Origin of the sequence: Stenotrophomonas indicatrix (genome assembly GCF_050573115.1) — a bacterium.
GTDB classification, from domain to species: Bacteria; Pseudomonadota; Gammaproteobacteria; order Xanthomonadales; family Xanthomonadaceae; genus Stenotrophomonas; species Stenotrophomonas lactitubi_A.
This window is the reverse complement of record NZ_JBNYZT010000005.1, coordinates 242,792-269,284: the sequence shown is the minus strand read 5'-3', so window position 1 is coordinate 269,284 and position 26,493 is coordinate 242,792. Positions and strand designations below refer to the sequence as shown.

Below are 26,493 nucleotides of genomic sequence, written 5' to 3'. Positions count from 1 at the left end.
TACCCATGCTCAGACATCTTTCAATCAAGGATTTCGCCGTCGTCCGCGCCACCGAACTGGAGTTCGGGCCGGGCATGACCGTGGTTTCAGGCGAGACCGGCGCGGGCAAGTCGCTGATGGTCGACGCGCTGGGCTTCCTGTCCGGCCTGCGCGCCGACAGCGGCGTGGTGCGCCATGGCGCCGCCAGGGCCGAACTGTCGGCCGAGTTCGCGCTGGACCAGCTGCAGGCCGCCCGCCAGTGGCTGGCCAGCAACGAGCTGGACGATGAAGACCAATGCCAGCTGCGCCGCGTGATCCGCGCCGACGGCGGCTCACGCTCCTGGATCAATGGCCGCCCGGTCACGCTGGCGCAGCTGGCCGACCTGGCCGGCCTGCTGGTGGAGATCCATGGCCAGCACGAGCAGCAGGCCCTGCTGACGCGTCCGTCGCAGCTGGCCCTGCTGGACGCCTATGCCCGCAACGAAGGCGAACGCCGCCAGGTACGCCGCGCTGCCGCCACCTGGCAGGCGCTGGTCGATGAATCCCTGGCACTGTCGCAACAGGGCGATGTGAGTGACCGCATCGGCTTCCTCGAGCACCAGCTGCGCGAACTGGATCGTGAAGATCTGGAGCCGGAGTCGATTATTGCGCTCGGCGCCAGCCACCGCCGCCAGGCCCATGCCAGCGCCCTGCTGAGCGCCTGCCAGACAGCTACGGACCAGCTCAACGGTGACGAAGGCCATTCGGCGCTCGATCTGCTGCAGCAGGTCCGGCATGAACTGGCGCGAGTGGCTGAGCATGACCCGCGCCTGGGCGATGTCGATGCCTTGATCGACAGCGCCTCCATCCAGCTGCACGAAGCGCTGGCCCTGCTCGACCGGGTACATGACGACCTGGACGCCGATCCGGACCAGTTCGAAGAGAACGAGCGCCGCCTCGGCCGCCTGCACGATCTGGCCCGCAAACACCGCGTGCCGATGGACGAGCTGGGTGCGCAGCGCGAGCGCATGCACGCCGAAGTAGAACAGCTGCGCGGCGCCGACGAACGCCTGCAGCGCCTGGCCGGCGAGATTGAAAAGGCCGCAGCGGCCTGGCGTGTCGAGGCCGCGGTGCTGACCACCAGCCGCCGCACCGCTGCTGCCGAGCTGTCGGCCACCACCACCGGCATCATCGCTGAGCTGGGCATGGGCGGCGGCCAGTTCCTGATCGATCTGGAGCCGCAGGACAACGGCAAGCCGGACCCACAGGGTGCCGAGCGCGTCGAATTCCTCGTCGCGGCCAATGCCGGCCAGCCGCCGCGCGCCCTGCGCAAGGTCGCTTCCGGCGGCGAGCTGTCGCGTATCTCGCTGGCCATTGAAGTGGCCGCACTTGATCTGGATGCGGTACCGACGATGGTGTTCGACGAGGTCGACTCCGGCATCGGTGGCGCGGTGGCCGATATCGTCGGCCAGAAGCTGCGCGCCCTCGGTGAGAAGCGTCAGGTGCTGTGCGTGACCCATCTTCCGCAGGTCGCCTCCAAGGGCCACGCGCACTACCGGGTCAGCAAGGCGCCGGTGGAAGGCATGACCCAGAGCGCGGTGGAGAAGCTCGACACCAAGGCGCGCGAGGAAGAGCTGGCGCGCATGCTGGGTGGCGTGGAAGTGAGCAAGGAAGCCCGCGCCGCCGCGCGCAAGCTGTTGCAGGTGTAAGCCCGCATGCGTTTATCCACGCATGGCGTGGATCTACGGGTAGTGCCGGCCGCTGGCCGGCAACCCGATGCGGGTGGACGAAGGTCATGAGGTTGCCGGCCAGCGGCCGGCACTACCCTCGCGGCTGCGTCAGGTCGACGTTCTCCACCAGGAAATCGAGGAACGCGCGCACGCGCAGCGGCAGGTAGCCGCCCTGCCCCAGGAACACGGCGTGCACCTCTTCGAGGTCGCCCGGGTTGGCCTCCTCCAGTACTGGCAACAACCGCCCTGCCGCGATGTCGGCCTGCACCTGGAACGCCGCCAGCCGGGCCATGCCCAGCCCGCCCAGTACCAGCTGACGCAGCGCATCGCCATTGCTGGCACGCGCATTTCCGCTGGGCAGCACCCGCTGCTGCTGGCCATCCTGCAACAGCGGCCAGCCCTGTACCGACCGTGCATGGCCGATATCCAGCCGGTTGTGGGCCAGCAGCGCGTCGGCATTGCCCGGCAGTCCGTGTCGTGCCGCATAGGCTGGGGCGGCCACGATCATCATCCGCGTTGCCCCCAGCCGGCGCGCGACCAGGCTGGAACTCTTCAATGGGCCAGCACGCACCGCCACATCGGTGCGCTGCTCCAGCAGATCGATCACCTCGTCGGTCAGGGTCAGGTCCACCCCTACCTGCGGATGCCGCTGCAGGAATTCCGGCAGCAGCGGCAGCAGGAAGTGCTGGCCGAACGGCACGTTGGCATTCACCCGCAGCCGCCCGCGCGGCTCGGCGTGGGCGCTGGCGCAGCGTTCGGCCTCTTCCAGATCAGCCAGCACCCGCAGGCCACGCTCATAGAACGCGCAACCCTCCGGGGTCAGCTGCAGCTGGCGGGTGGAGCGCTGCAGCAGGCGCGTCCCCAGACGTTGCTCCAAGCGCGCAACCAGCTTGCTGACCGCCGACGGCGTCATCTCCAGGCTGCGGGCGGCGGCGGAAAAACCGCCGGTTTCTATTACCCGCACGAACACTTCAAGTTCGCCGGATCGGTTGATGTCGGTGCGTGCCATTTCAGTGAATGCGATTCACAGATAATTGTCCAGGCGCAGTCTAGTTCACAGATGGCTCCAGACGCACCATGGCGCTTCCTCCCACCGGGTCATTCCCATGAATCGCCTGAGCCAACTGACCGCCACCGCCTTGCTTGCCATTTCCGGCAACGCCGTCGCGTCGCCTCCCTCGCACTGGGTCGCCAGCTGGCAAGCCAGCCCGCAGCCGGTATGGGGCGGCGACTTTTTGTTCCCTGCCCTCATCCCCGGCCAACTGCAGGACCAGACCTTTCGCCAGAGCACCCGCCTCAGCCTGGGCGGGCCGCGCCTGCGGGTCCGGCTGAGCAATGCCTATGGCACACGGCCGTTGCGGATCGGCGCTGCCGGCGTCGCCGCGCATGCAGGAGACGCGCCCCAGCCGCTGCGCTTCGACGGCCAGCCCGGGGTCGTGATTGCGCCCGGGCAGGACCGCCTGAGCGATCCACTTTCCCTTCCCACCGCTGATCGGCAGGCCTTGCAGGTGAGCGTCTATCTGCCCGACCCCACGCCGCTGCAGACCTTCCATTGGGACGGGCGGCAGACCAGCTGGATTGCGCCGGGTGACCAGCACCGGCTGCCCGCATTGCACGGCGCCAGCAGCACCACGGCCCGCCTGCTGTTGTCGGGCATCGAGGTGGAGGCCGCGGCCAGTGCGCGCAGTGTGGTGGTGATCGGCGATTCGATCACCGATGGCGCCACCGCCAGCCTCGACCAGGACCAGCGCTGGACTGATCACCTCGCCGCGCGGCTGGCGCCGGAGGCCGTAGCGGTGGTCAATGCCGGCATTTCCGGAGGCAGGTTGCTGCGCGATGGCATGGGCCAATCGGCGCTGGAGCGCTTCCAGCGTGACGTGCTCGACCAGCCTGGCGTCGCCAGCGTGATCGTGCTGATCGGCATCAACGACCTCAGCTGGCCGGGCACGGCCTTTGCCCGCGACGAGACGCGGCCGACCCTGGCCGAGCTGCAGGCCGGCTACCGCGAACTGGCCGAACGCGCCCATGCCCGCGGGCTGCGCATCCTCGGCGCGACCCTGACACCGTTTGCCGGTGCCCTGCCCGGCACCCCGCTGGACGACTACTACGCCCCTGGCAAGGATGCCCTGCGCCAGCAGCTCAATGCCTGGCTGCGTACGGATGGTCCATTCGATGGGGTGATCGACCTCGACGCCGCCCTGCGCGATCCGGTCGATCCTTCACGGATGGCGGCTGCCTTCGACTCCGGCGATCACCTGCACCCCGGTGACGCCGGCAACCGGGCGATGGCCGAGGCGGTGGATCTGGAGGTCCTGATGGGGCCATCCACGCGTGGCGTGGATCTACTGCCCCGGTGACGCGGCCGCTGCGGTAAACGAAAAACCCCGGGCATGCCCGGGGTTTCGTCGCAATCAGCTGGCTGCGGGCCTTACTTGCGCTTCTTGCGCACGTACAGCACCAGCGAGTGCTCTTCCAGCTCGTAGCCGTGATCGGCGGCGATCTTGCGCTGCAGCTCTTCGATCTCGGTGCTTTCGAACTCGATGATCTTGCCGCTGTCCACATCGACCATGTGGTCGTGGTGACCGCCGCGGTCAAGTTCGTAGACGGCCTGGCCGCCTTCGAAATTGTGCTTGAGCACGAGGCCTGCGGCCTCGAACTGGGTCAGCACCCGGTACACCGTGGCCAAGCCGATCTCGTCGCCATGCTCCAGCAGCTGGCGATAGATGTCTTCGGCGGTCATGTGGTGCTGGGCATTGCGCTGCTCGAGCAGCGCCAGGATCCGCATCCGCGGATGGGTCACCTTCAGGCCGACTTTACGCAGGTCGTGGGTTTCCATAGGTCTCCGTTCATTGGCGATTTAGCGCCAGCTGCCTCGGATTGGGTCGCGGTGGCACGCCGGGAGTGTATCATCGGTTTGATTTCCCCAACCGCCAGTCCCGATGCGCAATCTCCTGTTGGTCGCCGCCGTCGCCTTGTCCACCACCGGGTGCGGCATCATCTACAAGCAACCCATCTACCAGGGCAACCTGATCCGGGAAGATGCCGTTGCCAAGCTGCAGGTCGGGCAGAGCAAGCAGCAGGTCACCGCGCTGCTGGGCACCCCGTCGGTGCCGGATCCGTTCCACGCCCAGCGTTGGGACTACACCTCGACCGAGCGCGTGAACCGCCTGGGCCGTACCGACGTGAAGAACTTCGTCGTGTACTTCGAAAATGATGTGGTCACCCGTTGGGATGGCGATTACTTCCCGGCCAACGACAAGGCCCTTGCCCAGCAGACCGTGCGCCAGTTCGGCCGCAATCTGCCGAAGGACAAGAAGAAGAAGGGCGGCCGCTGAGCCACCCTGCCCGTCCCTCGGGACGGGTCTTGAGGATCAACCGCCGCGCGCGCGTCGCCGGCGGTTGTCCTTCGGGTCGGCCTGCAGCACACGCAGCAGCTCGACACGATCACCATCCAGCAGCACCTGCTGCGGCCGCGCCAGCACGCCATGCACGGCAACGGCCGCACAATCGGCACTGCCTTCGAGCCCGGCCGCTGCCACGGCATCAGCCACGGTCGCCCCTTCCTCAAGCTGCAACCGGCGCGACAGCACCTGCTGTGGCCAGGCCAGCACGACCTCGACCTCGATCATGTTTCAGTCCTCGTCGGCGACGCGGACGAAATCGTTGACCATGCGATCGGCCAACCCCTGGAAGCCGATGGCCAGCGCCGGGCCCAGCAGGCGTGAGCTTGGTTCGAAGTCCAGGGTGAGGGTGACCTTGCAGGCATCTTCGGCCAGGGCATGGAATTCCCAGCGGCCGTGCAGCTGTTTGAACGGCCCCTCGCGCAGCTGCATGTCGATGCTGTGCGGACGCTGCAGGGTGTTTTCGGTCTGGAACCAGGTGCTGAACGAACCCAGGCCCAGATCAAGGCGAGCGACCAGCCGGTCTTCGCCCTGCTCGAGGATGCGGGCGTCCGAGCACCAGCGGAAACGGCGCGGATAGGCCTGGACGTCGTTGACCAGATCGAACATGCGTGCGGCCGAATGTTCGACCAGGGCACTGCGGCGGATAGTAGGCATGAATACAGGACGCTTCGGCAATCGACCGGGCGGGCCCGAATCGGAGACAATACGGAAATGAGCAAGAACACCGGCAAGGATAAAGCAAAGAGCGCGACGGCCAACAAGACCATCGCGTTGAACAAGCGTGCCCGTCACGAGTACCACATCGAAGACCGCTTCGAAGCCGGCCTGGCGCTGCAGGGCTGGGAAGTGAAGTCGATCCGCGCTGGCCGCGGCAACATCGTCGACGCCTACGCCTACGTGAAGGATGGCGAGATCTTCCTGATCGGCGCGCAGATCACACCGCTGATCCAGGCGTCCACCCACGTGGTGGCCAACGACCGGCGCGAACGCAAGCTGCTGCTGCACCGGAGCGAGATCGACAAGCTGGTCGGCAAGGTCGAGCGCGATGGCTACACGATCGTGCCCACGGCCATGTACTGGAGCAAGAACAAGATCAAGCTGGAAGTGGCGCTGGCCAAGGGCAAGCAGACCCACGACAAGCGCGATGCCGCCAAGGATCGTGACTGGGCGATCGAGAAGCAGCGGGTGATGCGTCGCGGCAACCGCGACGCATAAGGACCCCGCTTACCTTTTTGTAGAGCCGAGCCATGCTCGGCTGCTTTCAGCAGGGCTTCGATCAAGCCTGATCAGGGCCCCGGCCCTGCACAAGACCGATCAACCCGCCAACACGCCCTGCCCGCGCAGGCGCGGCGACAGCGCCGCGTGCATCACCGCCAGGTGCATCACCACCGACAGCTCCGGGGCATGGCGATCATCACCGGCCCGCCACTGCTGCGCCAACCGCGCGGCATCGACCGGCAGCAAGGCCAGCAGCTGGGCATCATCCAGCGCATCGGCGGACGCCTGCAGCTGCCGGGCCAACTGCCGCGACTGCCACACGTGCACGCCGATACTGAGGCTGGCCAGCGACATCAGGGTCAGGGCCAGGCCGTGCTCGAACCACTGTGACAGCACATCCGGGCCCCACAACAGCGCGGCCAGCACCGCCAACGCCGGCAGCCGCCAGCCCAGCCAGTGGAAGCGGCCACGCCGAGGCCAGTGCACCACCACCGCACTGGCGATCAGCGCAGCTGCAGCCGTGGCCGGCAGCTCGGTGGCCCACGTTCCAGCCAGCAACACCGCCAGCACCGCCCAGACCCAGCCGGGCGGCAACGCCCGCCGCTGGTAATCGGCCCCTACCGGGCCAACCAGCTGACGCAGGCTGCGCTTTTGCATTGCTTCGGTCACCGGCCGTCTCCGTATCTGTGCTGGCTCGAATGGTCGTGGCCAGTGTGTCGCAAATTCGTGCCAGCGACGTTAGCAATCCGCTATGACGGAGGCTCTACAACATGTTGTGGATTGACGTGGACGGTTGGGCCGGCCGGGTGACTGTTCAGGCTTTTTGGCGTAGCATGTGCGGTGTTAGGCAGGTACTGGCCGTGGCAACACGGAACAGGCCTTGTACCTTGCAGTACTTGAAGAAACCGGGGGTGCATTGGTTTCGACGGGGGTTGTGAAGTCGCCTGGCGCATGCCGAGGGGGTAGCTTTCCTCGTAAATCCAGCTGCAAAACTCTAGTTGCCAACGACGACAACTACGCTCCGGTCGCCCTCGCAGCCTAAAAACTGCGGTGCGTGACCTTCTGCCGACTTAGGCGGAGCCTCGAAACTGCTTGTGTCCATGCTCGCAGCGTAGAGTCATTATCATGGAATCGCGCTGGGCGGCTGCCTGTCAGTCCGGCACAAGAACACAACAGGCTGGTCCTTGGATGCGCTTTGCACGCCGTGCTGTCCCGGGATGAGATTCAACGGTGAGCTAAGCATGTAGTGCTGGGGATGGAGTGCCTTCGGACGGCGGTTCAATTCCGCCCACCTCCACCATTTGTACCGCCCTTCGGGGCACGAAAAGCCAGATCTCCCGTCGATTGGGGTCTGGCTTTTTTGTTGGCTGCTCTCCGGCCGTTCCAGATTTTCCGGGCAGCGCCGATACTGCCCGTTGGACCGGCGGACAACCCGCCCAGGACACGGAGCAGAACGATGGCGTTGGTGAATTGTGTGGAGTGCGACCGCGAGGTCAGTGACAAGGCCTCTAACTGTGTGGGCTGCGGCGCCCCGGTCGGATCGACCCTGCCGTCACCGCCACCTCTGCATGCGGGGCAGGTCTACGCCGCTCCGCATGCACAACCGCAGCCTGTCGCCCGTACCCGCGTTGCCTACATTCTGCTGGGCCTTTTTCTGGGCGGTTTGGGCATCCACAACTTCTATGCCGGCTACCACGGCCGCGGCATCGCCCAGCTGCTGATCACCCTGCTGCTGGGCTGGCTGATCATCGGCGTGGTCATCACCGGGTTGTGGGCGCTGATCGAGATCCTCACTGTCGATACCGACTCGGCCGGTGTACGCATGGTGTAAGCCTCGCGCGGGCAGTGGCCGCCGCCGGGTCTTGCCCGGCCAAGCCGCCCTCCCCCACACTCCGGGCATGCGAGGGGCTGACAGTACGGCCCCTCGCCTCCCCGCGAATTCCAGAAGGACCTGCAATGTACAAACCCCTGATCGCCCTGTTGCTGGGCCTGGCCTCAAGCACCGGCGCACTCGCTGCCGCCCCCTCCCCGCACGCAACCAGCACCGCCGCTCTGGAAGCCCTGCTGGCCTGCAAGGCCGGCTCCGACTTCACTGAAGCACAGGTGGACCAGGCATTCCATGCCGCCGGCCTGACCCGCGACCCCGGGAGCGTGTTCGAGCCGAAGAACAAGCCGGTGGCGCTGTTCGGAGGCACCGTGGCCAGCGCGGATGTGAGCGTGTCAAATGTCCACAAGAGCCTGCACGTGTACCTCAACAACGTCGACCACAAGCGCCTGGCTAAAGCGTGGTCGGTGACGACCGTCGACGATGCCGCCCAGACGGAGGAACCGTCGTACATCAAGCAGACCGACGCCCGTCACACCCTGCATGTCGGCGCCGCTGACGACTACGAGGGCTATTCGGCCTCGGTGACCTGCCAGATCCATCCGTGACCGGACCGATGATCGACTGAAGAGCCGATCCGGGCGCTACAACCAACGCCGGACCTTCTGCCGGAACGCGCTGTACTGGGCGCCGAAACGCTCGCCAAGAACACGCTCTTCCGGATGGATCTGAAAGCGCGTGATGTACAGGACAAACATCGGCACCACTGCGAGTGCCAGGAGGTTCTGCAGATACAGCATGCCTCCGAGCAGGAACGCCGCTTGCCCGAGATACATGGGGTTTCGGGTATAGCGATAGACCCCTCTGGTGATCAGCGCCGTGGATGATGCCGGCCGCATCGGATTGACCGTGGTACCCGCTCGCTGGAATGCCAGCTTGGGCAACAGGTTCATCACCAGCCCCGCGGCCATCACCACCACCGCAGCCCACCATGGCGTGGGCAATTCCGTTGCGGGAAGCCAGCGGCTGATGCCGAGACCGAGCAGACCGCACAGCAGCATTACAAGAGGCGGGGGAACGCGGGTTTCCAGCAATCGCATCGGCTGTCCCGGCATCGGATGTCCGAACCAGTGTCACACGCCGATGCCGGAGCCGCACATCGGCCAGCAATGACCCAGCTGCGCCCTGCTTCCGCGTTGACACGCCTGCCGCTAGAGTGGCGCCAGCGCAGGGAGTCCACATGGCAAGAACACGCATCGGCTTCATCGGCCACACCACCTTCGTCCTCATTGCCCTGCTCACGCTGAGCGGCTGCGCGACGCTGCGTCAGTTCGGCCCATCGGTGCAGGTGGGCACGGTCACGCCGGGCCAGTACATCGCGCTCAAGCGCGGTGACATCCTCACCAGCGGCAAGCTCAGCGCGGCCACCATGGAGACCCTGCGCGTGGCAGGCCTCGACGAAGGTGCCTGCGCCAAACCGGGCCTGCCGTGCATCGAAGCAATGGAGGCCAGCATCGTCGTCCGCGAGGAAGACAAGCGCTCGTCGCTGGCCGAGCTGTGGGTGCAGTACGCGATGACGATGCCGGCGCCGAAGCGCGAGTCAGCGTCGGTGGCGCGCAGCAAGGCCGCGACCGCTCAGCCCGACCCGACCTTCCAACCACGCCTGGATGCGTGGATGCAGATCGCACGGCAGTCCTATGCGTATCTGTTCTTCACCGAACGCACCGCCAACCAGCGTGGTTTCGAAGACCGCCAGACCCAGGTACGCGACTACTACAACCTGGCCGTGCAGGAATCAGCCGTGCTGCTGTTCGAGGCGTATTCGAGCAAGCAGGTACGCAACGACAACGGGCGATTCCAGTTGGGTCGCTGGACCTTCGTGCTGGCGCCTGCCGACGATGGCGCGGCCGCGGACACGCGCGAACCGATCGAACTGGTACCGGCGGCATCGATGTCCTTCACCGGCACCCTGCGCAGCGTGCATCGCCGCGATGGTTTCGGTGCCGAGCTGGTGGCGGTGATGGCCGACCCGGCCAGTACCGGACTGGCGGCGGCCGCTGCAGGCAACGCACCGGCTGCCGGGCGCGACTGGAGCGAGATGCCGTCGCCTTCGATGACCGTGCTGCTGCGCTTCTCGGGCAAAAACCTGTGGGAAGTGCTGCACGACGACGAACCGGAACTGGAGATCCACGACCCCTACCAGGTGGCGGTGGTGGAACTGCATGGCGAGCAGGTGCCGCTGGCGGCGAACTTCACCGCCGGCTATGCGCTGTGGCTGGCCCGCTCCAACTTCAGCCGGCAATCGCTGCGTTCGTTGTTCGGTGGCAAGGGTGGCATCGAAAAGCCGCATCTGTTCATGATGCAGCCGTACGATCCGAACCGGCGCGTGCTGCTGATGATCCATGGACTGGCCAGCAGCCCGGAAGCGTGGGTGAACGTGGCCAACGAGCTGATGCGCGACGATGAGATCCGCGGCGATTTCCAGATCTGGCAGTTCTACTACCCGACCAACATGCCGATCGCGCTCAGCCACGATGAGATCCGGCGCATCCTGCACGAGGCACTGCAGCACTTTGATCCGAGCGGCCAGGCGCTCGCATCCCACGACATGGTTGTGGTCGCGCACAGCATGGGCGGTGTGATTTCGCGGCTGATGGTGTCCTCCTCGGGTGATCATCTGGTCGACACCCTGTTGGCGACCGCGCAGATGACCCCGGCGCAGCGCGAACTGCTGCGCACGAAGGGCGCGCCGGTGCTGACATTCCAGCCGGAACCAGAAATTTCACGGGTGGTGTTCATCGCCACCCCGCATCGCGGCACCGATGTTGCCGGTACGCGTCTGGGACGCTGGCTGGGCCGTTTCGTGCGACTGCCGCTGACCGTGCTGGAGGATGTCGCAACGTTGGCAAACGACGGCAAGGTCGAGCGCAACGACGACAAGCACGGCTACCAGATGAACAGCATCCAGAACCTGGACAAGGACGATGCCTTCGTCAAGGCCGTGGCCGATCTGCCGATTTCGCCGAAGGTGCGTTACCACTCGATCATCGCGCGCACCCAGGCAGAAGGTCCGCTGGGAAAGACCGATGACGGGCTGGTCCCGTACTGGAGTTCGCACCTGCCCAATGCCGTCTCGGAAAAGGTGATCGTGTCCGGTCACAGCGTGCAGGAAGCTACACCGGCCATCGTCGAACTTCGCCGCATCCTGCATGAGGATATGGAGGCTCATCCTCTGCCGGCGAAGTAGTACACGAAATCCAGCAACCGTGGCCCGCGCTTGCCCATCTTCGGGTGCGGGAGGTTGAGTTCGTTCCCATGGGGCAACGTGCCTCATTGTTGAATGAACGGACTGCGGTCTGTAGCGTTGCAGCTGCCCATTCGGGCTACAACGGAGAACACGCATGAAGAGGATGTTCAGGCTGTCTGTTGCTATCGGTGCCGTGGCGCTGGTGTTCGGATTGAACGCTGTCGCGGCCGAGCCGACCCCTTGCGATGAGTGCTACCGCGGTTACCAGATCTGCCTGTCGCAAGGCAAAAGCGAGATCTGGTGTTACGGCGCACTATCCCGGTGCCTGAATTCCACCGGATGCAACTCGCCATACTGACTGCGCACTCCGGTCGATCCAGTACCCCGGTGAAACGGCGGATCGGCACCGCCAGTCCCACGCTGATGGGACTGGCATCTGCCAACTGGCGGCCCTATTGAGGGAAAACCCTCATCGTTCCTGCGCATCGCTCTGGCTAAGCTGGCCACTCTCTTCGCAGGAGGTCCACATGAACACGTCAGAGCCCAGCCGCCAGCCCAGTCCCGATCCCGCTGAGCGCGATGCGTTTTTCCCATCGCCGTATTCGCTGTCCCAGTTCACTTCGGCAACCACCGACCTGTCCGGCGCAGACTATCCCGATGCCCGTCGTGACGGACGCTGGAAAGTGCTGATGATCGCCGCCGACGAACGGTATCTGCCTACCGCCAATGGCCATCTGTTCTCCACAGGCAACCATCCGGTGGAGACGCTGCTGCCGATGTACCACCTGGACAAGGCCGGTTTCGAGATCGACGTGGCCACGCTGTCCGGCAACCCGGTGAAGTTCGAATGGTGGGCATTCCCACGCGAGGACCGCGAAATCGGCGGCCTGTACGAGCGCTACGAATCCCGCTTCCGCCAGCCTCTGCAGCTGAACGACGTGGCGGCCGCGCTCGATGCCGGTTCGGACTATGCCGCGGTGTTCATTCCAGGTGGTCACGGTGCATTGATCGGCCTGCCGGAAAGCCGCGCAGTGAAGGCCACGCTGCAGTGGGCGATGGACAATCAGCGCCACATCATCACCCTCTGCCACGGCCCTGCCGCGCTGCTGGCGGCCGGTGTGGATGAAGCCGAGGGTGACTCCCTGTTCCGCGGCCATCGGATCTGCGCCTTCCCCGATGCGATGGACCGACAGACACCGGATATTGGCTACATGCCTGGTCAGTTGCCTTGGTTCTTCGGCGAGCGTCTGGCCCAGCAGGGCGTGCAGATCGTCAACGAGGGCATCGATGGCAGCGTGATGCAGGACCGCCTGCTGTTGACCGGCGACAGTCCGCTTGCGGGCAATGCGCTTGGCAAGCTGGCCGCGCGCACCCTGCTGGATGCGTTGGCCGCGCGCTGAGAGGACAGGCACTTCCTGCCGGCGCAGGCTGCGTGCTACACAGGACCGCACCTGCGTTCTGCTGCAGGTGTGGCGCCGGCACGCTGTTGCCAGCCGCGGTCGGCAGTCATTGCATCAATGGAGTTTGGTAGCACCCACGACAACAAGGAGCGTGTTCGATGATGCTGCACAAGAAACTGTTCGCGTGTTCATTCGGTGCCGTGCTGGCGCTTGCCGCGCTGGTGCCTTCAGCGCCGGCAACTGCCGCCGAAGAGGTCGGCCTGCAGGAAGAGTGCGTGCCCTTCCGTGCCGGCTTCGGCATCCACCAGCGTTGCACGCTGTACGTGGTCTATGACGATGGCACCCGCGTGGCCAGCGACCACTACAACCGCGACGAGAACGGGATGATGTACGACCCCTGATCGCCCAGTGGCATCTGCCGGGCGGTCGCACACCGTCCGCCCGGCACCATTGCAGCCGCCCGTCCCGGCATACCGCTGCCCTTGCCTTCCGTGGCATCCTCCATGAAACCGCTTTCATGGAATGGAGGGATTCCACGATGTTGTCTCGCTTCCGCACGTCCGCGCTCTGCGCACTCCTGGCTTTTGCACTGCCCGCCGTCACCTGGGCAGCCTCGCCCGCGCCGTTGAAAGTGATGTCCTTCAACGTGCGTACGCCCGCCGACACCGACCCTGGCAAGCGCTGGGAAGATCGCCGCGATGCGATGGTCAAGGTGATCCAGCAGGCACACCCAGCCGTGATCGGCACCCAGGAACTGGTGCTGGAACAGGCCAATTACCTGGCCGAGCACCTGCCCGACTATCGCTGGTTCGGTGAAGGGCGGCGCGGTGGCAGCGGCGACGAGCACATGGGCGTGTTCTACGACAGCAAGGTGCTGGCGGTGGAGCAGTCCGGCAACTTCTGGCTGTCCGATACACCTGACGTTGCGGGCAGCATCAGCTGGGGCAACCTGTTCCCGCGCATGGTCACCTGGGCAGTGTTCCGTCGCCTGGATGATGGCCGTCGCTTCTACTTCATGAACACCCACCTGCCCTACCGCGACGAGGACGAACCACGACGGATCAAGGGTGCCGAGCTGATCGCAACGCGCGTGGCTGCGTTGCCTTCGGATCTGCCGGTCGTGCTGACCGGCGATTTCAACAGCGAGCCAGGCGGCGGCACCTACCAGGCCTTCACTCGCGTGCTTCAGGACACCCGGCGCCAGGTCAAGTCGCCGCAGGGTCCGCGCCTGACCTTCCACAACTTCACAGGAACGGCAACCGCCGAGCTGGACTGGGTGCTGGTACGCGGCTTCCAAGCACACAGCTTCCTCACCGATGACCGCCGCATCGACGGCGTGCTGCCCTCCGATCACTTCCCGCTGGTGGTTGAGCTGAACTGGCCGAAGCGCTGAGCACTGCAGCGACCCTCGCTACGGCGGGGGTCGCTTGCCCAGCAGCCTATACAGCGACTGGTGCTGGTGGTGTGCCTGGCAGATGCGGGCGCCGACGGCCAGGAACACCGCGATGCCGACAAGACCAACCCCCAGCATTGAATCGGGCAGGCGCAGGAAGCCGATCAACGCGGCCATTGCTGCCAGCACCACCAGCACCACTACGCCGACCGACAGCCCGGCTCCCGGCAGGCCGGGATCGCCCAGCAGCGTCCGTTGGGCCGATTGCTTCTGTTCGCTCATGTCCTGTGCTCCGTTACCTTTCCCACCTAGTTACACGGTGGGCGGTGCTTCCGGCAGAGTCAGAAACGTCATGGCGGCGAGAACGCGTGCGGCAACGTACGCGCTACCCTGCCGGCACCCTCATTGAGCGGAGACGGCACATGGCCCATCGCAGCCGACTGGCCGGGTTCATCATCGATTGTCAGGACACGCCTGCCGCGGACAGCGCGCGCTTCTGGGCCGCCGCGCTGGGCCTGCAGGCTGAGCCCGCCCGTGGCGAAGGCGACGCAGAGTACGCCGACCTGACAGGTGCGCCGGCAGGCTTGAACGTAGAAGTGCAGCGGGTAGATCACCCGTCACGGGTGCATCTGGATATCGAAAGCGACGACATCGACGCCGAGGCCGAAAGGCTCGAAAAGCTCGGTGCGCGCCGGGTCGGTTTCGTCAAACGCTGGTGGGTGATGGAAGCGCCCACCGCTCATCGTTTCTGCATCGTGCGCATGCGCGACCACGATGCCCCGGCCAACCTCTGGCCATAGCGAAAAAAAGGGGGACGGAAGCCGATGCTCCCGTCCCCTGCCGATCAGCGCGCTTGGGCCACGCTCGGCGCCTGCGGTGACTGGCCCCAGCCACCCAGTGCCTTGTACACGCCCACAACGCTGACGTTGACCTCTGATTCGGCAGCCGCCAGTGCATCATCGGCCACCAGCTGCGTGCGCTGCGCATCAAGCAGGGTCAGGAAGTCTTCCGAGCCCTCGCGGTAGCGGATCTGCGCCAGCGATTCGGCACGTCGCGCCGCCTGTGCCTGCTCGACCACGATGGCCAGTCGCGCCTGCTGCTTGGAATAGCGGGTCAACGCGTTTTCGGTGTCTTCCAGCGCCAGCAGCACCGCCTGTTCGTACTGCGCGGCTACGCCCTCGGCCTCGGCCTTGCTGGCACGCAGGCGTGCCTTGACCGTACCGAAGTCGAATGCCGCCCAGCTCAGCGACGGAGTCAGCGACCAGGCCTTGTTGTTGCCGTTGACCAGGCCACTGGCATCGCCACCGAGGAAGCCGACGAAACCGGACAGCGACAGCCGCGGGAACAGATCGGCTGTGGCAACGCCAACACGCGCGGTGGCGGCCGCCAGGCGACGTTCGGCGACCCGCACGTCAGCACGCTGACGCAGCAGTTCGCGGGTATCGCCCAGCGGCAATGCCTTGGCAAACGCCGGCACTTCATGCGGTGCCAGCATGGCGGTCAGCACTTCCGGGCGCTGCCCAAGCAGCACGGCAAGCCGGTTGCGCGACTGCGTCTCGGCCACTTCCAGCAGCGGGATGTCGGCCTCGATGGCCTTCAACCGTGCGCGGCTGCTCTGCACGTCCAGCTCGCTGCCGGCACCCAGTTCCCAGCGTGCCTCGGTCAGCCGCTGCGTATCGCGCAGATTGACCAGGGTGCGCTGGGCCACCGCGATGCGCTTCTGCGTGCCACGCAACTCGAAGTAGTTGCGTGCCACTTCGGCAGCGATCAGCACCTGCGCGTCGGCGAGGTTGGCCTGCTCGGCGTCCAGGTCGGCACGCGCGGCCTCTGCAGCACGGCGCTTGCGGCCGAACAGATCCAGCTCCCAGCCCGCATCGAAGCCGAGCTGGTAGCTTTCACTGAACACCCGCTGCCCACCCAGCTGCGGATCGGGTTGCTTGCGGCGGTCGTAGCTGCCGCCAGCGGTAACGTGTGGCGCCTGGTCGAAGCGGCTCTCGACGAACACTGCACGGGCCTGGCTGACACGGGCGACAGCCACGCGCAGGTCCAGGTTGTCCGACAGCGCGCCGTGCACCAGCTCTTCAAGCACCGGGTCATCGAACTGCGCCCACCAGCTGGCCACCGGCGAGGTGGTGCTGAAGACCGGCTGCTGCGCACCCTGCAGGACGACGGGCTCCTGCACCGGTGCTTTGTAGTTGGGGCCGACGCTGACACAGCCCGCCAGCACCAGGCTGGAGACGGCCATCGCCAGGGTGCGGATCACCATGGCAGCACCTCGCCCAGGTAAGTGAAGCTGCCGCTGGCGCCAGACTCGCCGATCAGCGACATCTGCACGCTGGAGCGTGCGCCCTCGGCGATTTCGATCTCGCCGTTGCCACCGTTCATATCGGTTTTCACGTAGCCGGGGTGCACGGTGTTGACCTTGATCGGCGTGCTGCGCAGCTCATGGGCCAGGGCCAGGGTCCAGCTGTTCACCGCGGCCTTGGACGCGTTGTACGCCGGGATCTTGAAATCGTAGATGCCCGAGGTCGGGTCGGCATGCAGCGTCTGCGAGCCCAGCATGCTGGAGACGTTGACGATGCGGCCGGACTTGGCCTGCTTGATCAGCGGCAGGAAGGCCTGGGTCACTGCCACCAGTGCGTACACGTTGGTGTCGAAGGTGCGACGCCAGGTGTCCAGCGACTGCTCCGACGGCAGCTGTGCCGGGTTCTCTATCATGATGCCGGCGTTGTTGACCAGGATGTCCAGACGGCCATGGCGCTGACGTACCTGCTCGACCGCCTCGGCGATGCTGGCGCCATCGTTGACGTCCAGCTGCAGCGCCTCCACCGGCAGGCCTTCTGCCTGCAGCTTCAGTGCCAGTTCGACAGCGGTCTCGCGCTTGCGCCCGGCCAGCAGCGTATGCACGCCGGCCTGCGCCAGCTGGCGCACGGTTTCCAGGCCGATGCCGCGGGTTGCGCCGGTGACCAGCGCGATCTTGTTCTGATGGGTGTTCATGGATTCATTGCCTTGGTAGGGGGAAGCGGGCGCCGGTGGTTGCCGGCGCCGCTGTTTTCCATGTCAGTGGTGGATGGTCGGCTCGCCGTGCTGCACCAGCTGGCCACCACCGTTGCGGGTGACGAACTTGCGCAGTGCCACGTAGAACACCGGGGTCAGGAACAGGCCGAACAGGGTCACGCCCAGCATGCCGGCGAACACGGTGATACCGGTCACCGAGCGCACTTCGGCGCCAGCACCATGCGACAGCACCAGCGGCACGGTGCCGGCGATGAAGGCGATGGAGGTCATCACGATCGGGCGCAGACGCAGGCGGCAGGCTTCCAGTGCCGCTTCGACGATGCCCTTGCCGCCCATCTCCAGCTCTCTGGCGAACTCGACGATCAGGATCGCGTTCTTGCACGCCAGGCCCATCAGCACCACCAGGCCGACCTGCACAAACACGTTGTTGTCGCCGCCGGTCATCCACACGCCGAACAGCGCGGACAGCAGGGTCATCGGCACGATCAGGATCACCGCCAGCGGCAGCGACCAGCTTTCGTACAGCGCGGCCAACACCAGGAAGGCCAGCATGATCGCCACCGGGAACACGATGAAGGCCGCCTTGCCCTGGGTCGCCTGCTGGTAGCTCAGATCGGTCCATTCGGTGGCCATGCCGACCGGCAGCACCTTGGCGGCGATGGCGGTGAGGTTGTTCATCGCTTCGGCCGAGGACAGCACACGCGGGTCGGCTTCACCGGCCAGGTCAGCGGCCGGGTAGCCGTTGAAGCGCAGCACCGGGTCCGGACCGTAGGTTTCCTTGACGGTGACCATCGAGCCGATCGGCACCATCTCGCCACGATCGTTGCGGGTGCGCAGCTTGCCGATGTCCTCGACGCTGTCACGGAACTGGCCATCAGCCTGTGCGATCACCTGCCAGGTACGCCCGAACTGGTTGAAGTCGTTGACGTAGGCCGAACCCAGGTAGGTCTGCAGCGTATCGAACAACTCGGTCAGCTGTACGCCCTGGGCCTTTGCCTTGACACGATCCACCTCGGCATCCAGCTGCGGCACGTTGGCCTGGTAGCTGGTGATCGGGAAGGCCATGCCCGGGGTCTGCGCAACTGCACCCTGCATCGACTGCACCGCGTTCTGCAACGCGCCATAGCCGAGGTTGCCACGGTCTTGGATGAACATCTGGTAGCCGTTGCCGTTACCGAGGCCAAGGATCGGCGGCGGCATCATGGCGAAGGCGAACCCTTCCTGCAGGCCTGCGATCTTCTGGTTGATCTCCGCATTGATCTGCGCGGCGGTGCGGCCATGGCGTTCGCTGAACGGCTTGAGCGGAATGAACGCGACACCGGTGTTGGGCGTGTTGGTGAACTGCAGGGCGTTCAGGCCCGGGAACGAGATGGTGTGGGCCACACCGTCGGTTTCCTGGGCGATCTTGGCGACCTTGCGCAGCATTTCATCGGTACGCGCGATCGACGAACCCTCCGGCAGCTTCACACCGGCGATCAGGTACAGCTTGTCCTGGGTCGGAATGAAGCCCGGCGGCACCAGCTTGAAGATGAAACCGGTACCGACCAGCAGCACCGCGTACACGACGAACACCGCGCCACGACGACCGAGGATCTTCGACACGCCACGCTCGTACTTTTCCGAGCTGGACTTGAAGAAGCGGTTGAACGGACGGAACACCCAGCCGAACAGGCGGTCGATGATGCGGGTCGGGGCATCCTTCGGCGCGCCATGCGGCTTCAGCAGGCGGGCGGCCAGGGCCGGCGACAGGGTCAGCGAGTTGATCGCCGAGATCACCGTGGAAATGGCGATGGTGACCGCGAACTGCTTGTAGAACTGACCGGTGACGCCCGACAGGAACGCCATCGGCACGAACACCGCACACAGCACCAGCGCGATGGCGATGATCGGCCCGGACACTTCGCGCATCGCCTGATGCGCAGCGGCCAGCGGGGTCAGGCCTTCTTCGATGTTGCGTTCAACGTTTTCCACCACCACGATCGCGTCATCGACCACGATGCCGATCGCCAGCACCAGGCCGAACAGGCTCAGCGTGTTGATCGAGAAGCCCAGCAGGTAGAGCGCGCCGAACGTACCGACGATCGACACCGGCACCGCGATGAGCGGGATGATCGAGGCACGCCAGGTCTGCAGGAACAGGATCACCACCAGCACCACCAGCGCGATGGCTTCCAGCAGGGTCGAGACCACTGCCTTGATCGAGTCGCGCACGAAGATGGTGGTGTCATACACCGCCTCATACTTCACGTCGGCCGGCATGGTCTTCTGCATCTCGTCCATGCTGGCCATCACCGCATCGCGGATCTCCAGCGCGTTGGCACCGGGGGCCTGGAAGATGCCGATACCCACCGCGTTCTTGCCGTCCAGCTGCGAGCGCAGCGTGTAGTCGCCGGCACCCAGTTCGACCCGGGCCACGTCCGACAACCGCACCACTTCACCGTCGGTGCCGCTCTTGAGCACGATGTCGCCGAACTCCTGTTCGCTGCGCAGGCGGCCCTGGGCGTTGATCAGGGTAAGGAACTGGCTGTTGGGCATCGGCTCGGCGCCGAGCTGGCCGGCCGAAACCTGCACGTTCTGCTCGCGCATGGCGCGCACCACATCGCTGGCGGTCAGGCCGCGCGAGGCTACCTTGTCCGGGTCCAGCCAAGCGCGCATGGCGTAGTCACCACCACCGAAGATCTGCGCATCGCCCACCCCCTGGATTCGCGCCAGGGCGTCCTTGACGTGCAGGCGGGCGTAGTTGCGCAGGTACAGGGTGTCGTACTTGCCGTTGGGCGAGGTCAGGTGCACCACCATCAGGAAGGTGGGCGACTGCTTCTGGGTAGTCACGCCTTGCCGGCGCACGTCCTCGGGCAGTCGCGCCTGGGCCTGGGCGACGCGGTTCTGCACCTTCACCGCCGCTTCGTCCGGGTCGGTGCCCGGGCGGAAGGTGATGGTCATCTGCAGCACGCCGTCAGAGCCGGCCACCGACTTGAGGTAGATCATGCCCTCAACGCCGTTGATGGCTTCCTCAAGCGGGGTGGCCACGGTTTCGGCGATCACCTTGGGGTTGGCGCCGGGATACACGGTACGCACCACGACCGACGGCGGCACCACTTCGGGGTACTCGCCGATGGGCAGCATCGGAATCGAGATCAGGCCGGCGGCGAAGATCACGATCGACAGCACCGCCGCGAAGATCGGCCTGTCGATGAAGAAACGGGAAAAGTCCATGGAAGAATTCCTGGAAAAGGCCGTCGGCGGGCAACAGCCGCCCTGCCCCTCACCAATCTGGTGAAGGCAGTGACGGCTGCCGCTGGCACCGGCAGCTAAGCGGGGACGCGGATCAGGAGCCGGCGGATCAGTGGTTCAGTGCAGCAGTTGCATCGCGACCCGGCGCCGGCGCAGCGGTGGGCTGCATCGCCACCGCCTTCGCCTGCACCGGCATACCGGGCATGAAGACCTTCTGCACGCCATCGATGATCACCTTGTCACCGGCAGCCAGACCCTTCTCGACAATGCGCAGGCCTTCGGCGGTGCGGCCAAGCTGGATGTCGCGGCGCTGGGCCTTGCCATCCTTGTCGACCACGTAGACGTACTTGCGGTCCTGGTCGGTCAGCACGGCTTTGTCGTCGATCAGCATGGCCTGGAACTGGCCGCTGCCGAGCAGCTGCACGCGGGCGAACAGGCCCGGGGTGAACTGGCGATCGGCGTTGTCCAGCAGCGCGCGGACGCGGATGGTGCCGGTGCTGCGGGTCACCTGGTTGTCGAGGAAGTCGACCTTGCCCGTGTGCGGGTAGCCTTCTTCACCCGACAGGCCGACCTTCACCGGCAGCTCGCTGTCGCGCTCGCTCGGGCGCTCGCCCTTGCGTGCCATCTGCGCGTACCGCAGGAAGGTGCTTTCGTCGGCATCGAAGTAGACGAACACCGTATCCAGCGAGACCAGCGTGGTCAGCACGCTGGCGCTGTCGCCGGCGGTGACCAGGTTGCCGGCGGTGACCATCGCGCGACCGGCACGGCCGTCGATCGGCGCACGCACCTTGGTGAACTCGAGGTTGAGGCGGGCTGCATCCAGGGCGGCCTGCGCAGCCTGCACTGCCGCACCGGACTGGTCGGCGGCCGCGCGACGCTGTTCGGCCGTTTCGGTGGAGATTGCCTGCTGCTCGGCCAGGCGCTTGGCACGCTCGGACTCGCTGCGGGCCAGCACCGCCTGGGTGCGTGCACGGGCCAGTTCGGCGTTGGCGCGGTCGTACTCGGCCTGGTAGCTGCGGGCATCGATGGTGAACAGGACGGCGCCCTTCTTCACTTCTTCGCCTTCAACGTAGTTGACCTTGTCGATGTAGCCGGACACGCGCGGGCGCAGTTCGACGCTCTGTACGGCCTCAACGCGACCGCTGAATTCGTCCCACTGGCTGATCTGCTTGAGCAGCACGGGGGCAGCGCTGACCTGCGGCGGGGGCGGTGCGCCGGCTTCTTCGGCATGGCCACCGCTGCAGGCAGCCAGGACGGCGGCAGCGAGGATCGACACGCCAGCCATCGCCAGGCGATGACGGAAACGATGTGGAGTGGTGTTGGGGGAAGTCATGGCATGCATCCGTACGGAGGGGTGGTACAGCTATTTGAGAATTGCTATCAACTTTTGGCGGCGTATCCTGCGACCTCAACAAAGGTCGAGGTCAAGCAACGCCTGCGGTGTCGCGCCACAGCGGCGGTATTTCCAGGTGCAGCAGGCCGCGCGGCAGTTCGGCATCGCTGCTGTCGCAACGGACGATCGCGCGGTTGTCGCGGCAACCATCGAGCAGGGACACCACGCGGCGACCGACCAGCAGCGAACTCGGCCATTCAATGCAGGCGTTGGCGGCATTGGCCGGCGTGCAGACCGGGCTGCACACTTCCAGCATCTGCGCGCGAACGCCCACGGCCTGCGCTTCCTGGTGCACCACCTGCGCGTACATGCGCAGCGCGGCCGTGGTGATCGAGGTCTCGCCATAACCGGCCCAGGGCTTGAGCCCGGCCGGGCTGCCGATCATCACGTAGCGACGGGCATGCACGTTGTCCTGCAGCAGCGGCAACAGATGGCGCACCGCGTGCACATGCGGCATCAGGTCAGCCTGCAATGCCGCCGCCAGTGCGTCACCGCCGCGCTCGACCACGCGACCGCGGTTGTACGGACCACCCATTGCGGCGATCACCGCTGCCAGCGGACGCGGACGCTGCGCCACGCGTTCGGCCAGCACGCGTGCCGAGCTGTCGTCACTCAGTGAGCCCAGCATCGTCTGCAGGCCCGGCTCATCGGCGAACTGCTCGTGCAATGCAGCCAAGCGGCGCGGATCGCGGCCGACCACCAGCACGGGGCTGCCGGCCTCCAGCAATGCGCCGACTACACCCTGGCCGACGGCACCAGTGCCGCCGAGAACCAGGACCTCGGGGGTCAGAATCCCATTCACGGGACATTTCCTCCCAAATCCGGGATAGTCCCGATTCGACGTAGTCGGTCACCCTTGCTCGAAGCAAGGCGCAAGGCCCCGCCACGCTGCTGACGCATGGGTGCGGTAAACTCACGAAAGTCCTTGTGTACCAAGGAACTAGGGCGGGATTCGACGGTCATCGCCAGGTCCATGGCGTTCTGGCCGGCGATCCGGAAGCGGGCAAGAATGTTGCGCAGGCTCATGGCGGACGGGCTCCAATTAGCGAATGGCGCCACGATAGACCTCAAACCCCTACTTGATTAGTCCTGATTAAGGGGAATAATCATCCCGTCCCCGGTCCAATCGTTCTGTCACGATTGCCCCATCCCCGACGTCCAGGATCCCTGACCATGTCCCACGATCTCAACGAGACGCTGATCTTCGTCAAAGTGGTCGAGCAAGGCAGCTTCATCGCAGCTGCCAAATCACTCGGCCTGCCCAAGACCACGGTCAGCCGCAAGGTGCAGGAACTGGAAACGCGCCTCGGTGCGCGCCTGCTGCACCGGACCACGCGCCGCCTTGGCCTCACCGAAGCCGGCTCGATCTATCACGAGCATTGCCAGCGCATCGCACGCGAGCTTGAAGAAGCCGAAAGTGCGGTCAGCCAGCTGCAGTCCGGCCCACGCGGCTGGCTGCGCTTCACCGTGCCCTATTCCATAGGCATCACCTGGATCGCACCGCTGCTGGGCCAGTTCCATGCGCAGTACCCGGAGATCCGTCTGGACATGCACATGGGCAACGAGAAGCTGGACCTGATCGCCGGTGAGGCCGATCTCGCCCTGCGCGTGGGTGCCCTGCCCGATTCCAACCTGGTGGCGCGCAAGCTTGGCAGCCTGCGCACGCAGGTGTTCGCCAGCCCCGCCTACATCGAGCGCTACGGCGAGCCGCTGCATCCGGAAGAGCTGCAGTTCCACCGCATCCTGGCCATGCGCAAGCCGTACCACACCGGCAACTCGCCGCGCTTTACCTGGCAGCTGGGCGAGAACGGTGGCGAACTGCGCGACTTCCCGGTGACACCGCTGATGACGGCCAACGACATGTCTGCACTGAATGGCGCGCTGGTGTGCGGCGAAGGCCTGCTGCTGACCGGTGACGTGATGGCCAAGCCGTTCGTCGAGTCGGGCATGGTGCGCCGCGTGCTGGCCGGCTGGACCGGGCCGGAAGTGGATTTCAATGCGGTGTTCGCCGGCGGCCGCCTGGTCTCGCCGAAGGTGCGCGCGTTCGTCGATTTCCTGGTGGAGAAGCTCAACTTCGACGCCAACTACATGCTGGCGCAGTGCCCCGGTGCGAAGCTGGCGCGGCAGCAGCAGGAACAGGAAGAGGCAGCGCTGGCGAGCAGCGGCAAGCGGATCCTGGAGAAGGTGGCGGCTTCGGCGGCGTAATCCACAACAATGCCGCGCGCCAATTTTCTGGTGGATGCCGACCTTGGTCGGCACGGCTCTCCACATGCGCTATCGGCGTGCCGGGCAAGCCCGACACCCACAAAAATGCCGCCTGCAAGGGCGGCATTTTCGTTCCGGCCGATAGCCTGACCGGCTCAAGCAACAACGCTAGGCATTATTGTTTGAGAGGAATCACACGGATCTCGACGCGGCGGTTCTTGGCACGACCCGCATCGGTGCTGTTGTCGGCAATCGGGTAGGACTTGCCAGCGCCCAGGGTCTCGATGCGCACGCTCTGCACGCCCTGGCCGATCAGGTACTGCGCCACCGAATCAGCGCGCTCCTTGGACAGGCGGTTGTTGACCGCGTCGCTGCCGATGCTGTCGGTGTGGCCGACCACTTCAATCATGGTCTGGTTGTAATCGCGCAGGGTGCCAGCAACGCCATTGAGCGAACCGTAGAACTGCGGCTTCAGTGCCGACTTGCCGAAGTCGAAGGTGATGCCGTCCGGCAGGTTCAGCATGATGTTGTCGCCCTGGCGCTCGACGTCGATGCCGGTGTTGGCGGTGCGCTCGCGCAGCGCGCGCTCCTGGCGATCCTGGTACTGACCCACGGCGGCGCCACTGAGTGCACCGATACCCGCGCCGATCAGCGCATGCTGACGACGTTCGGTCGCGCTGTCGCCGGTCAGCAGGCCCGCGGCCACGCCGATGGCGGTACCGATGAGGGCGTTGCGGCCGGTGCGGTTCTGCTGCTCGGTCGGGTTGCCGTACGGATCACTCTGCACATAGGAGCCGCCGGTGGCGCAGGCCGACAGGACGGCCGCACTCATCAGGGCCAGTGCGACGTTGCGGGTGGTGTTGCGGATCATGGTGTTCTCCTTGGTTTCCGGTCGGGCCGGCGGCTTGCGGGCGGCAACGAGGATAAACAGCCGGACGCGATGTCGGCATGATGATCGCGCCGGTCGACAGGGACGTGTTCAGCTAGCTGTCTGGACCGCTCAGCCAGCGCTTTACCCGGCGGCCGACTGCCGGTAAGCAGCGAGTGCCGCATCCCGGCCTGCCGCCAGGTCCACCAGCGGCGTGCGCGGGTACCCGGGCGCGCGTTCGGCCAACAGCTGCGGATGCTGCCAGGGAGCGAACCGCGCCTTCACCGGCAGCGCCGCCAGCTCCGGCACCCAGCGACTGATGTAGCGCGCGTGTGGATCGAACTTCTCGGCTTGGGTGACTGGATTGAACACGCGGAAATAGGGAGCCGCGTCGGCACCGGTGCCAGCCACCCACTGCCACCCCATCGTGTTGTTGGCCAGGTCCGCATCCACCAGCGTGTCCCAGAACCAGTGCGCGCCATGCAGCCAATGCGCACGCAGGTGCTTGCACAGATAGCTGGCGACGATCATCCGCACCCGGTTGTGCATGTAACCGGTGTGCCAGAGTTCGCGCAGGCCAGCATCGACGATGGGGACGCCGGTGTTGCCGCGCTGCCAGTCCTGCAACTGGGCAGCACTGGGGTTGGCCCAGGGGAAGCGATCGAAGCGTGGATTGAGATTGTCGGTCGGCGTCTTCGGAAAGTGGTGCAGCAGGTGGTAGGCGAAGTCGCGCCAGCCGAGCTGGCGCAGGTAACCGTCGATGTCCGCATCGGTCCCGGCGCTGCGCAGGCCTTCCAACGCGTGGGCAATGCGCCACGGAGCGATTTCGCCGAAATGCAGGTGCGGCGACAGCCGCGAGGTACCGACCCGGTCCGGCAGATCGCGCTGCTCGCGATAGCCGCGCAGCGCACCATCTTCGAACACGGAAAGCGCCTCGAGCGCGCCGGCCTCACCCGGCTGCCAGTGTTCCCAGAAACCGGCGTCCCACGGCAATGACGGCGCCAGCTGCAACGCGTCCAGCGCCAGGCCTTCAACCGTGTGTGCGGCCAACGTGCGCGGCGCCTCCTGCAGGGCCGGCAATCGCCAATGACTGAGCACGTTGCGCCAGTAGGGGGTGAATACCTTGTATGGCTGGCCCTGCTGGGTGGCGATGTCCCAGGGCTCGAACAACAGACTGCCGTTGCAGCTCTGCGCATCGATGCCCTGCTCTCGCAGGGTGCGTTTGACGGCGGCATCGCGCGGTTGCGTCGCCGGTTCGTACTTGCGGTTCCAGTACACCGCCTCGGCGCCGGTCTGGTCAATCAGCGCCTGCAGGGTCAGCAGGCTGTCGCCGGCACGCAGCACCAGCGAGGAGCCGCGTGCACGCAGGTCGGCATCCAGCGCCGCCAGCGAGCGGTGCCGCCAGGCGTTCGACGCGGCGCCCGGCGCCCAGTCGCCCTCTTCGTGCGGGGCGTGGATGTAGACCGGCACCACATCGTGGCCCGCGTCGAGCGCCGCCTGCAGCGCCGGATTGTCCTGCAACCGCAGGTCCCGACGGAACCATACCAACGCTACCGACACGTGCACTGCCTCTCTGTTGCTGGGCAGCCATGATAGCCAGTGA

General features: G+C 65.8%; 28 protein-coding genes and 1 other RNA gene. 14 read left to right on the top strand and 15 right to left on the bottom strand.

The annotated features are described in order from the left end of the window. The first annotated feature begins 5 nt into the window (after positions 1-5). Positions 6-1,667: a DNA repair protein RecN gene (gene recN / locus ACQ5SA_RS14040; protein WP_499314536.1), complete on the top strand. Its 1,662-nt coding sequence runs from the start codon at positions 6-8 to the stop codon at positions 1,665-1,667. Positions 1,668-1,779: 112 nt separating this feature from the next. Here the strand turns inward: recN and ACQ5SA_RS14035 are convergent, their stop codons facing one another. Next, positions 1,780-2,697, bottom strand: coding sequence for a LysR family transcriptional regulator (locus ACQ5SA_RS14035; protein ID WP_499314534.1), 918 nt, complete (start codon positions 2,695-2,697; stop codon positions 1,780-1,782). 97 nt (positions 2,698-2,794) lie between these two features. On the opposite strand from ACQ5SA_RS14035, the gene ACQ5SA_RS14030 reads away from it, so the two are divergent. Further along, the gene (locus ACQ5SA_RS14030) at positions 2,795-4,045 is read left to right on the top strand and encodes an SGNH/GDSL hydrolase family protein (RefSeq protein ID WP_499314532.1); all 1,251 of its coding nucleotides are present in this window, start codon (positions 2,795-2,797) and stop codon (positions 4,043-4,045) included. 71 nt (positions 4,046-4,116) lie between these two features. Here ACQ5SA_RS14030 and fur read toward each other — a convergent pair whose 3' ends face one another. Continuing rightward, the gene (gene fur, locus ACQ5SA_RS14025) at positions 4,117-4,524 is read right to left on the bottom strand and encodes a ferric iron uptake transcriptional regulator (protein WP_100552275.1); all 408 of its coding nucleotides are present in this window, start codon (positions 4,522-4,524) and stop codon (positions 4,117-4,119) included. 103 nt (positions 4,525-4,627) lie between these two features. Here fur and ACQ5SA_RS14020 point away from each other — a divergent pair, with 103 nt between their 5' ends. Then, on the top strand, positions 4,628-5,023 hold the full coding sequence (locus ACQ5SA_RS14020) for an outer membrane protein assembly factor BamE (RefSeq protein WP_025878864.1): 396 nt from the start codon (positions 4,628-4,630) through the stop codon (positions 5,021-5,023). 36 nt (positions 5,024-5,059) lie between these two features. Here the strand turns inward: ACQ5SA_RS14020 and ACQ5SA_RS14015 are convergent, their stop codons facing one another. Then, entirely contained in the window at positions 5,060-5,317 is a 258-nt protein-coding gene (locus ACQ5SA_RS14015; protein ID WP_230111383.1) for an RnfH family protein, read from the bottom strand. 3 nt (positions 5,318-5,320) lie between these two features. Continuing rightward, complete coding sequence (locus ACQ5SA_RS14010) at positions 5,321-5,746, bottom strand: type II toxin-antitoxin system RatA family toxin (protein WP_080149115.1); 426 nt, start codon at positions 5,744-5,746, stop codon at positions 5,321-5,323. A gap of 57 nt (positions 5,747-5,803) precedes the next feature. Between ACQ5SA_RS14010 and smpB the strand changes: the two genes are divergently transcribed. Continuing rightward, positions 5,804-6,307: an SsrA-binding protein SmpB gene (gene smpB, locus ACQ5SA_RS14005; protein WP_025878861.1), complete on the top strand. Its 504-nt coding sequence runs from the start codon at positions 5,804-5,806 to the stop codon at positions 6,305-6,307. Positions 6,308-6,406: 99 nt separating this feature from the next. On the opposite strand, the gene ACQ5SA_RS14000 is transcribed toward smpB, so the two are convergent. Further along, positions 6,407-6,979 (bottom strand): hypothetical protein, encoded by a 573-nt coding sequence (locus ACQ5SA_RS14000; RefSeq protein WP_499314529.1) that lies wholly within the window; start codon positions 6,977-6,979, stop codon positions 6,407-6,409. A 238-nt stretch (positions 6,980-7,217) separates the two neighbouring features. Between ACQ5SA_RS14000 and ssrA the strand changes: the two genes are divergently transcribed. From ssrA to ACQ5SA_RS13985, 3 genes are all read left to right on the top strand, one after another. Beyond that, positions 7,218-7,610: a transfer-messenger RNA gene (gene ssrA, locus ACQ5SA_RS13995) on the top strand. Positions 7,611-7,766: 156 nt separating this feature from the next. Then, positions 7,767-8,141 (top strand): NINE protein, encoded by a 375-nt coding sequence (locus ACQ5SA_RS13990; RefSeq protein WP_499314527.1) that lies wholly within the window; start codon positions 7,767-7,769, stop codon positions 8,139-8,141. A 125-nt stretch (positions 8,142-8,266) separates the two neighbouring features. After that, positions 8,267-8,743 carry a hypothetical protein gene (locus ACQ5SA_RS13985; RefSeq protein ID WP_230111387.1) on the top strand — a complete coding sequence of 159 codons (477 nt, stop codon included), beginning with the start codon at positions 8,267-8,269 and terminating at the stop codon, positions 8,741-8,743. A gap of 36 nt (positions 8,744-8,779) precedes the next feature. Here the strand turns inward: ACQ5SA_RS13985 and ACQ5SA_RS13980 are convergent, their stop codons facing one another. Next, entirely contained in the window at positions 8,780-9,235 is a 456-nt protein-coding gene (locus ACQ5SA_RS13980) for a methyltransferase family protein (protein WP_499314525.1), read from the bottom strand. Between the two features lie 140 nt (positions 9,236-9,375). Between ACQ5SA_RS13980 and ACQ5SA_RS13975 the strand changes: the two genes are divergently transcribed. The 5 genes from ACQ5SA_RS13975 (at position 9,376) to ACQ5SA_RS13955 (ending at position 14,175) form a co-directional block, all read left to right on the top strand. Then, positions 9,376-11,382 (top strand): esterase/lipase family protein, encoded by a 2,007-nt coding sequence (locus ACQ5SA_RS13975; protein WP_499314523.1) that lies wholly within the window; start codon positions 9,376-9,378, stop codon positions 11,380-11,382. Positions 11,383-11,536: 154 nt separating this feature from the next. Then, on the top strand, positions 11,537-11,740 hold the full coding sequence (locus ACQ5SA_RS13970; RefSeq protein ID WP_499314522.1) for a hypothetical protein: 204 nt from the start codon (positions 11,537-11,539) through the stop codon (positions 11,738-11,740). Positions 11,741-11,909: 169 nt separating this feature from the next. After that, the gene (hchA, locus tag ACQ5SA_RS13965; RefSeq protein WP_499314520.1) at positions 11,910-12,782 is read left to right on the top strand and encodes a glyoxalase III HchA; all 873 of its coding nucleotides are present in this window, start codon (positions 11,910-11,912) and stop codon (positions 12,780-12,782) included. Positions 12,783-12,940: 158 nt separating this feature from the next. Beyond that, positions 12,941-13,183: a hypothetical protein gene (locus ACQ5SA_RS13960; protein ID WP_230111396.1), complete on the top strand. Its 243-nt coding sequence runs from the start codon at positions 12,941-12,943 to the stop codon at positions 13,181-13,183. Between the two features lie 137 nt (positions 13,184-13,320). Continuing rightward, a complete protein-coding gene (locus tag ACQ5SA_RS13955) occupies positions 13,321-14,175 on the top strand; it encodes an endonuclease/exonuclease/phosphatase family protein (protein ID WP_499314518.1) in 855 nt (284 codons plus the stop codon). Between the two features lie 18 nt (positions 14,176-14,193). Here the strand turns inward: ACQ5SA_RS13955 and ACQ5SA_RS13950 are convergent, their stop codons facing one another. Further along, a complete protein-coding gene (locus ACQ5SA_RS13950) occupies positions 14,194-14,457 on the bottom strand; it encodes a hypothetical protein (RefSeq protein WP_394198345.1) in 264 nt (87 codons plus the stop codon). A 140-nt stretch (positions 14,458-14,597) separates the two neighbouring features. Here ACQ5SA_RS13950 and ACQ5SA_RS13945 point away from each other — a divergent pair, with 140 nt between their 5' ends. Next, complete coding sequence (locus ACQ5SA_RS13945) at positions 14,598-14,975, top strand: VOC family protein (protein WP_499314516.1); 378 nt, start codon at positions 14,598-14,600, stop codon at positions 14,973-14,975. Positions 14,976-15,019: 44 nt separating this feature from the next. On the opposite strand, the gene ACQ5SA_RS13940 is transcribed toward ACQ5SA_RS13945, so the two are convergent. From ACQ5SA_RS13940 to ACQ5SA_RS13915, 6 genes are all read right to left on the bottom strand, one after another. Then, positions 15,020-16,441, bottom strand: a complete 1,422-nt coding sequence (locus tag ACQ5SA_RS13940) for an efflux transporter outer membrane subunit (protein ID WP_025878845.1) — start codon at positions 16,439-16,441, stop codon at positions 15,020-15,022. Then, positions 16,435-17,172: an SDR family oxidoreductase gene (locus ACQ5SA_RS13935; RefSeq protein WP_089240412.1), complete on the bottom strand. Its 738-nt coding sequence runs from the start codon at positions 17,170-17,172 to the stop codon at positions 16,435-16,437. Before ACQ5SA_RS13935 ends, ACQ5SA_RS13940 begins: the two co-directional genes overlap by 7 nt. Before the next feature lie 63 nt (positions 17,173-17,235). Continuing rightward, entirely contained in the window at positions 17,236-20,406 is a 3,171-nt protein-coding gene (locus ACQ5SA_RS13930; protein WP_230111406.1) for an efflux RND transporter permease subunit, read from the bottom strand. Positions 20,407-20,533: 127 nt separating this feature from the next. Next, a complete protein-coding gene (locus ACQ5SA_RS13925; protein ID WP_340568447.1) occupies positions 20,534-21,757 on the bottom strand; it encodes an efflux RND transporter periplasmic adaptor subunit in 1,224 nt (407 codons plus the stop codon). A gap of 91 nt (positions 21,758-21,848) precedes the next feature. Beyond that, positions 21,849-22,619: an SDR family NAD(P)-dependent oxidoreductase gene (locus tag ACQ5SA_RS13920; protein ID WP_089240405.1), complete on the bottom strand. Its 771-nt coding sequence runs from the start codon at positions 22,617-22,619 to the stop codon at positions 21,849-21,851. Continuing rightward, positions 22,616-22,843, bottom strand: a complete 228-nt coding sequence (locus ACQ5SA_RS13915; protein WP_499314514.1) for a hypothetical protein — start codon at positions 22,841-22,843, stop codon at positions 22,616-22,618. Before ACQ5SA_RS13915 ends, ACQ5SA_RS13920 begins: the two co-directional genes overlap by 4 nt. A 147-nt stretch (positions 22,844-22,990) precedes the next feature. Here ACQ5SA_RS13915 and ACQ5SA_RS13910 point away from each other — a divergent pair, with 147 nt between their 5' ends. After that, positions 22,991-24,022, top strand: a complete 1,032-nt coding sequence (locus ACQ5SA_RS13910; protein WP_025878839.1) for a LysR family transcriptional regulator — start codon at positions 22,991-22,993, stop codon at positions 24,020-24,022. A 175-nt stretch (positions 24,023-24,197) separates the two neighbouring features. Here ACQ5SA_RS13910 and ACQ5SA_RS13905 read toward each other — a convergent pair whose 3' ends face one another. Together ACQ5SA_RS13905 and ACQ5SA_RS13900 are read right to left on the bottom strand one after the other, a co-directional pair. Continuing rightward, positions 24,198-24,893 carry a YiaD family glycine zipper/OmpA-like lipoprotein gene (locus ACQ5SA_RS13905; RefSeq protein ID WP_089240401.1) on the bottom strand — a complete coding sequence of 232 codons (696 nt, stop codon included), beginning with the start codon at positions 24,891-24,893 and terminating at the stop codon, positions 24,198-24,200. Positions 24,894-25,034: 141 nt separating this feature from the next. Next, positions 25,035-26,450 (bottom strand): cryptochrome/photolyase family protein, encoded by a 1,416-nt coding sequence (locus ACQ5SA_RS13900; protein WP_499314512.1) that lies wholly within the window; start codon positions 26,448-26,450, stop codon positions 25,035-25,037. Positions 26,451-26,493 lie beyond the last annotated feature (43 nt).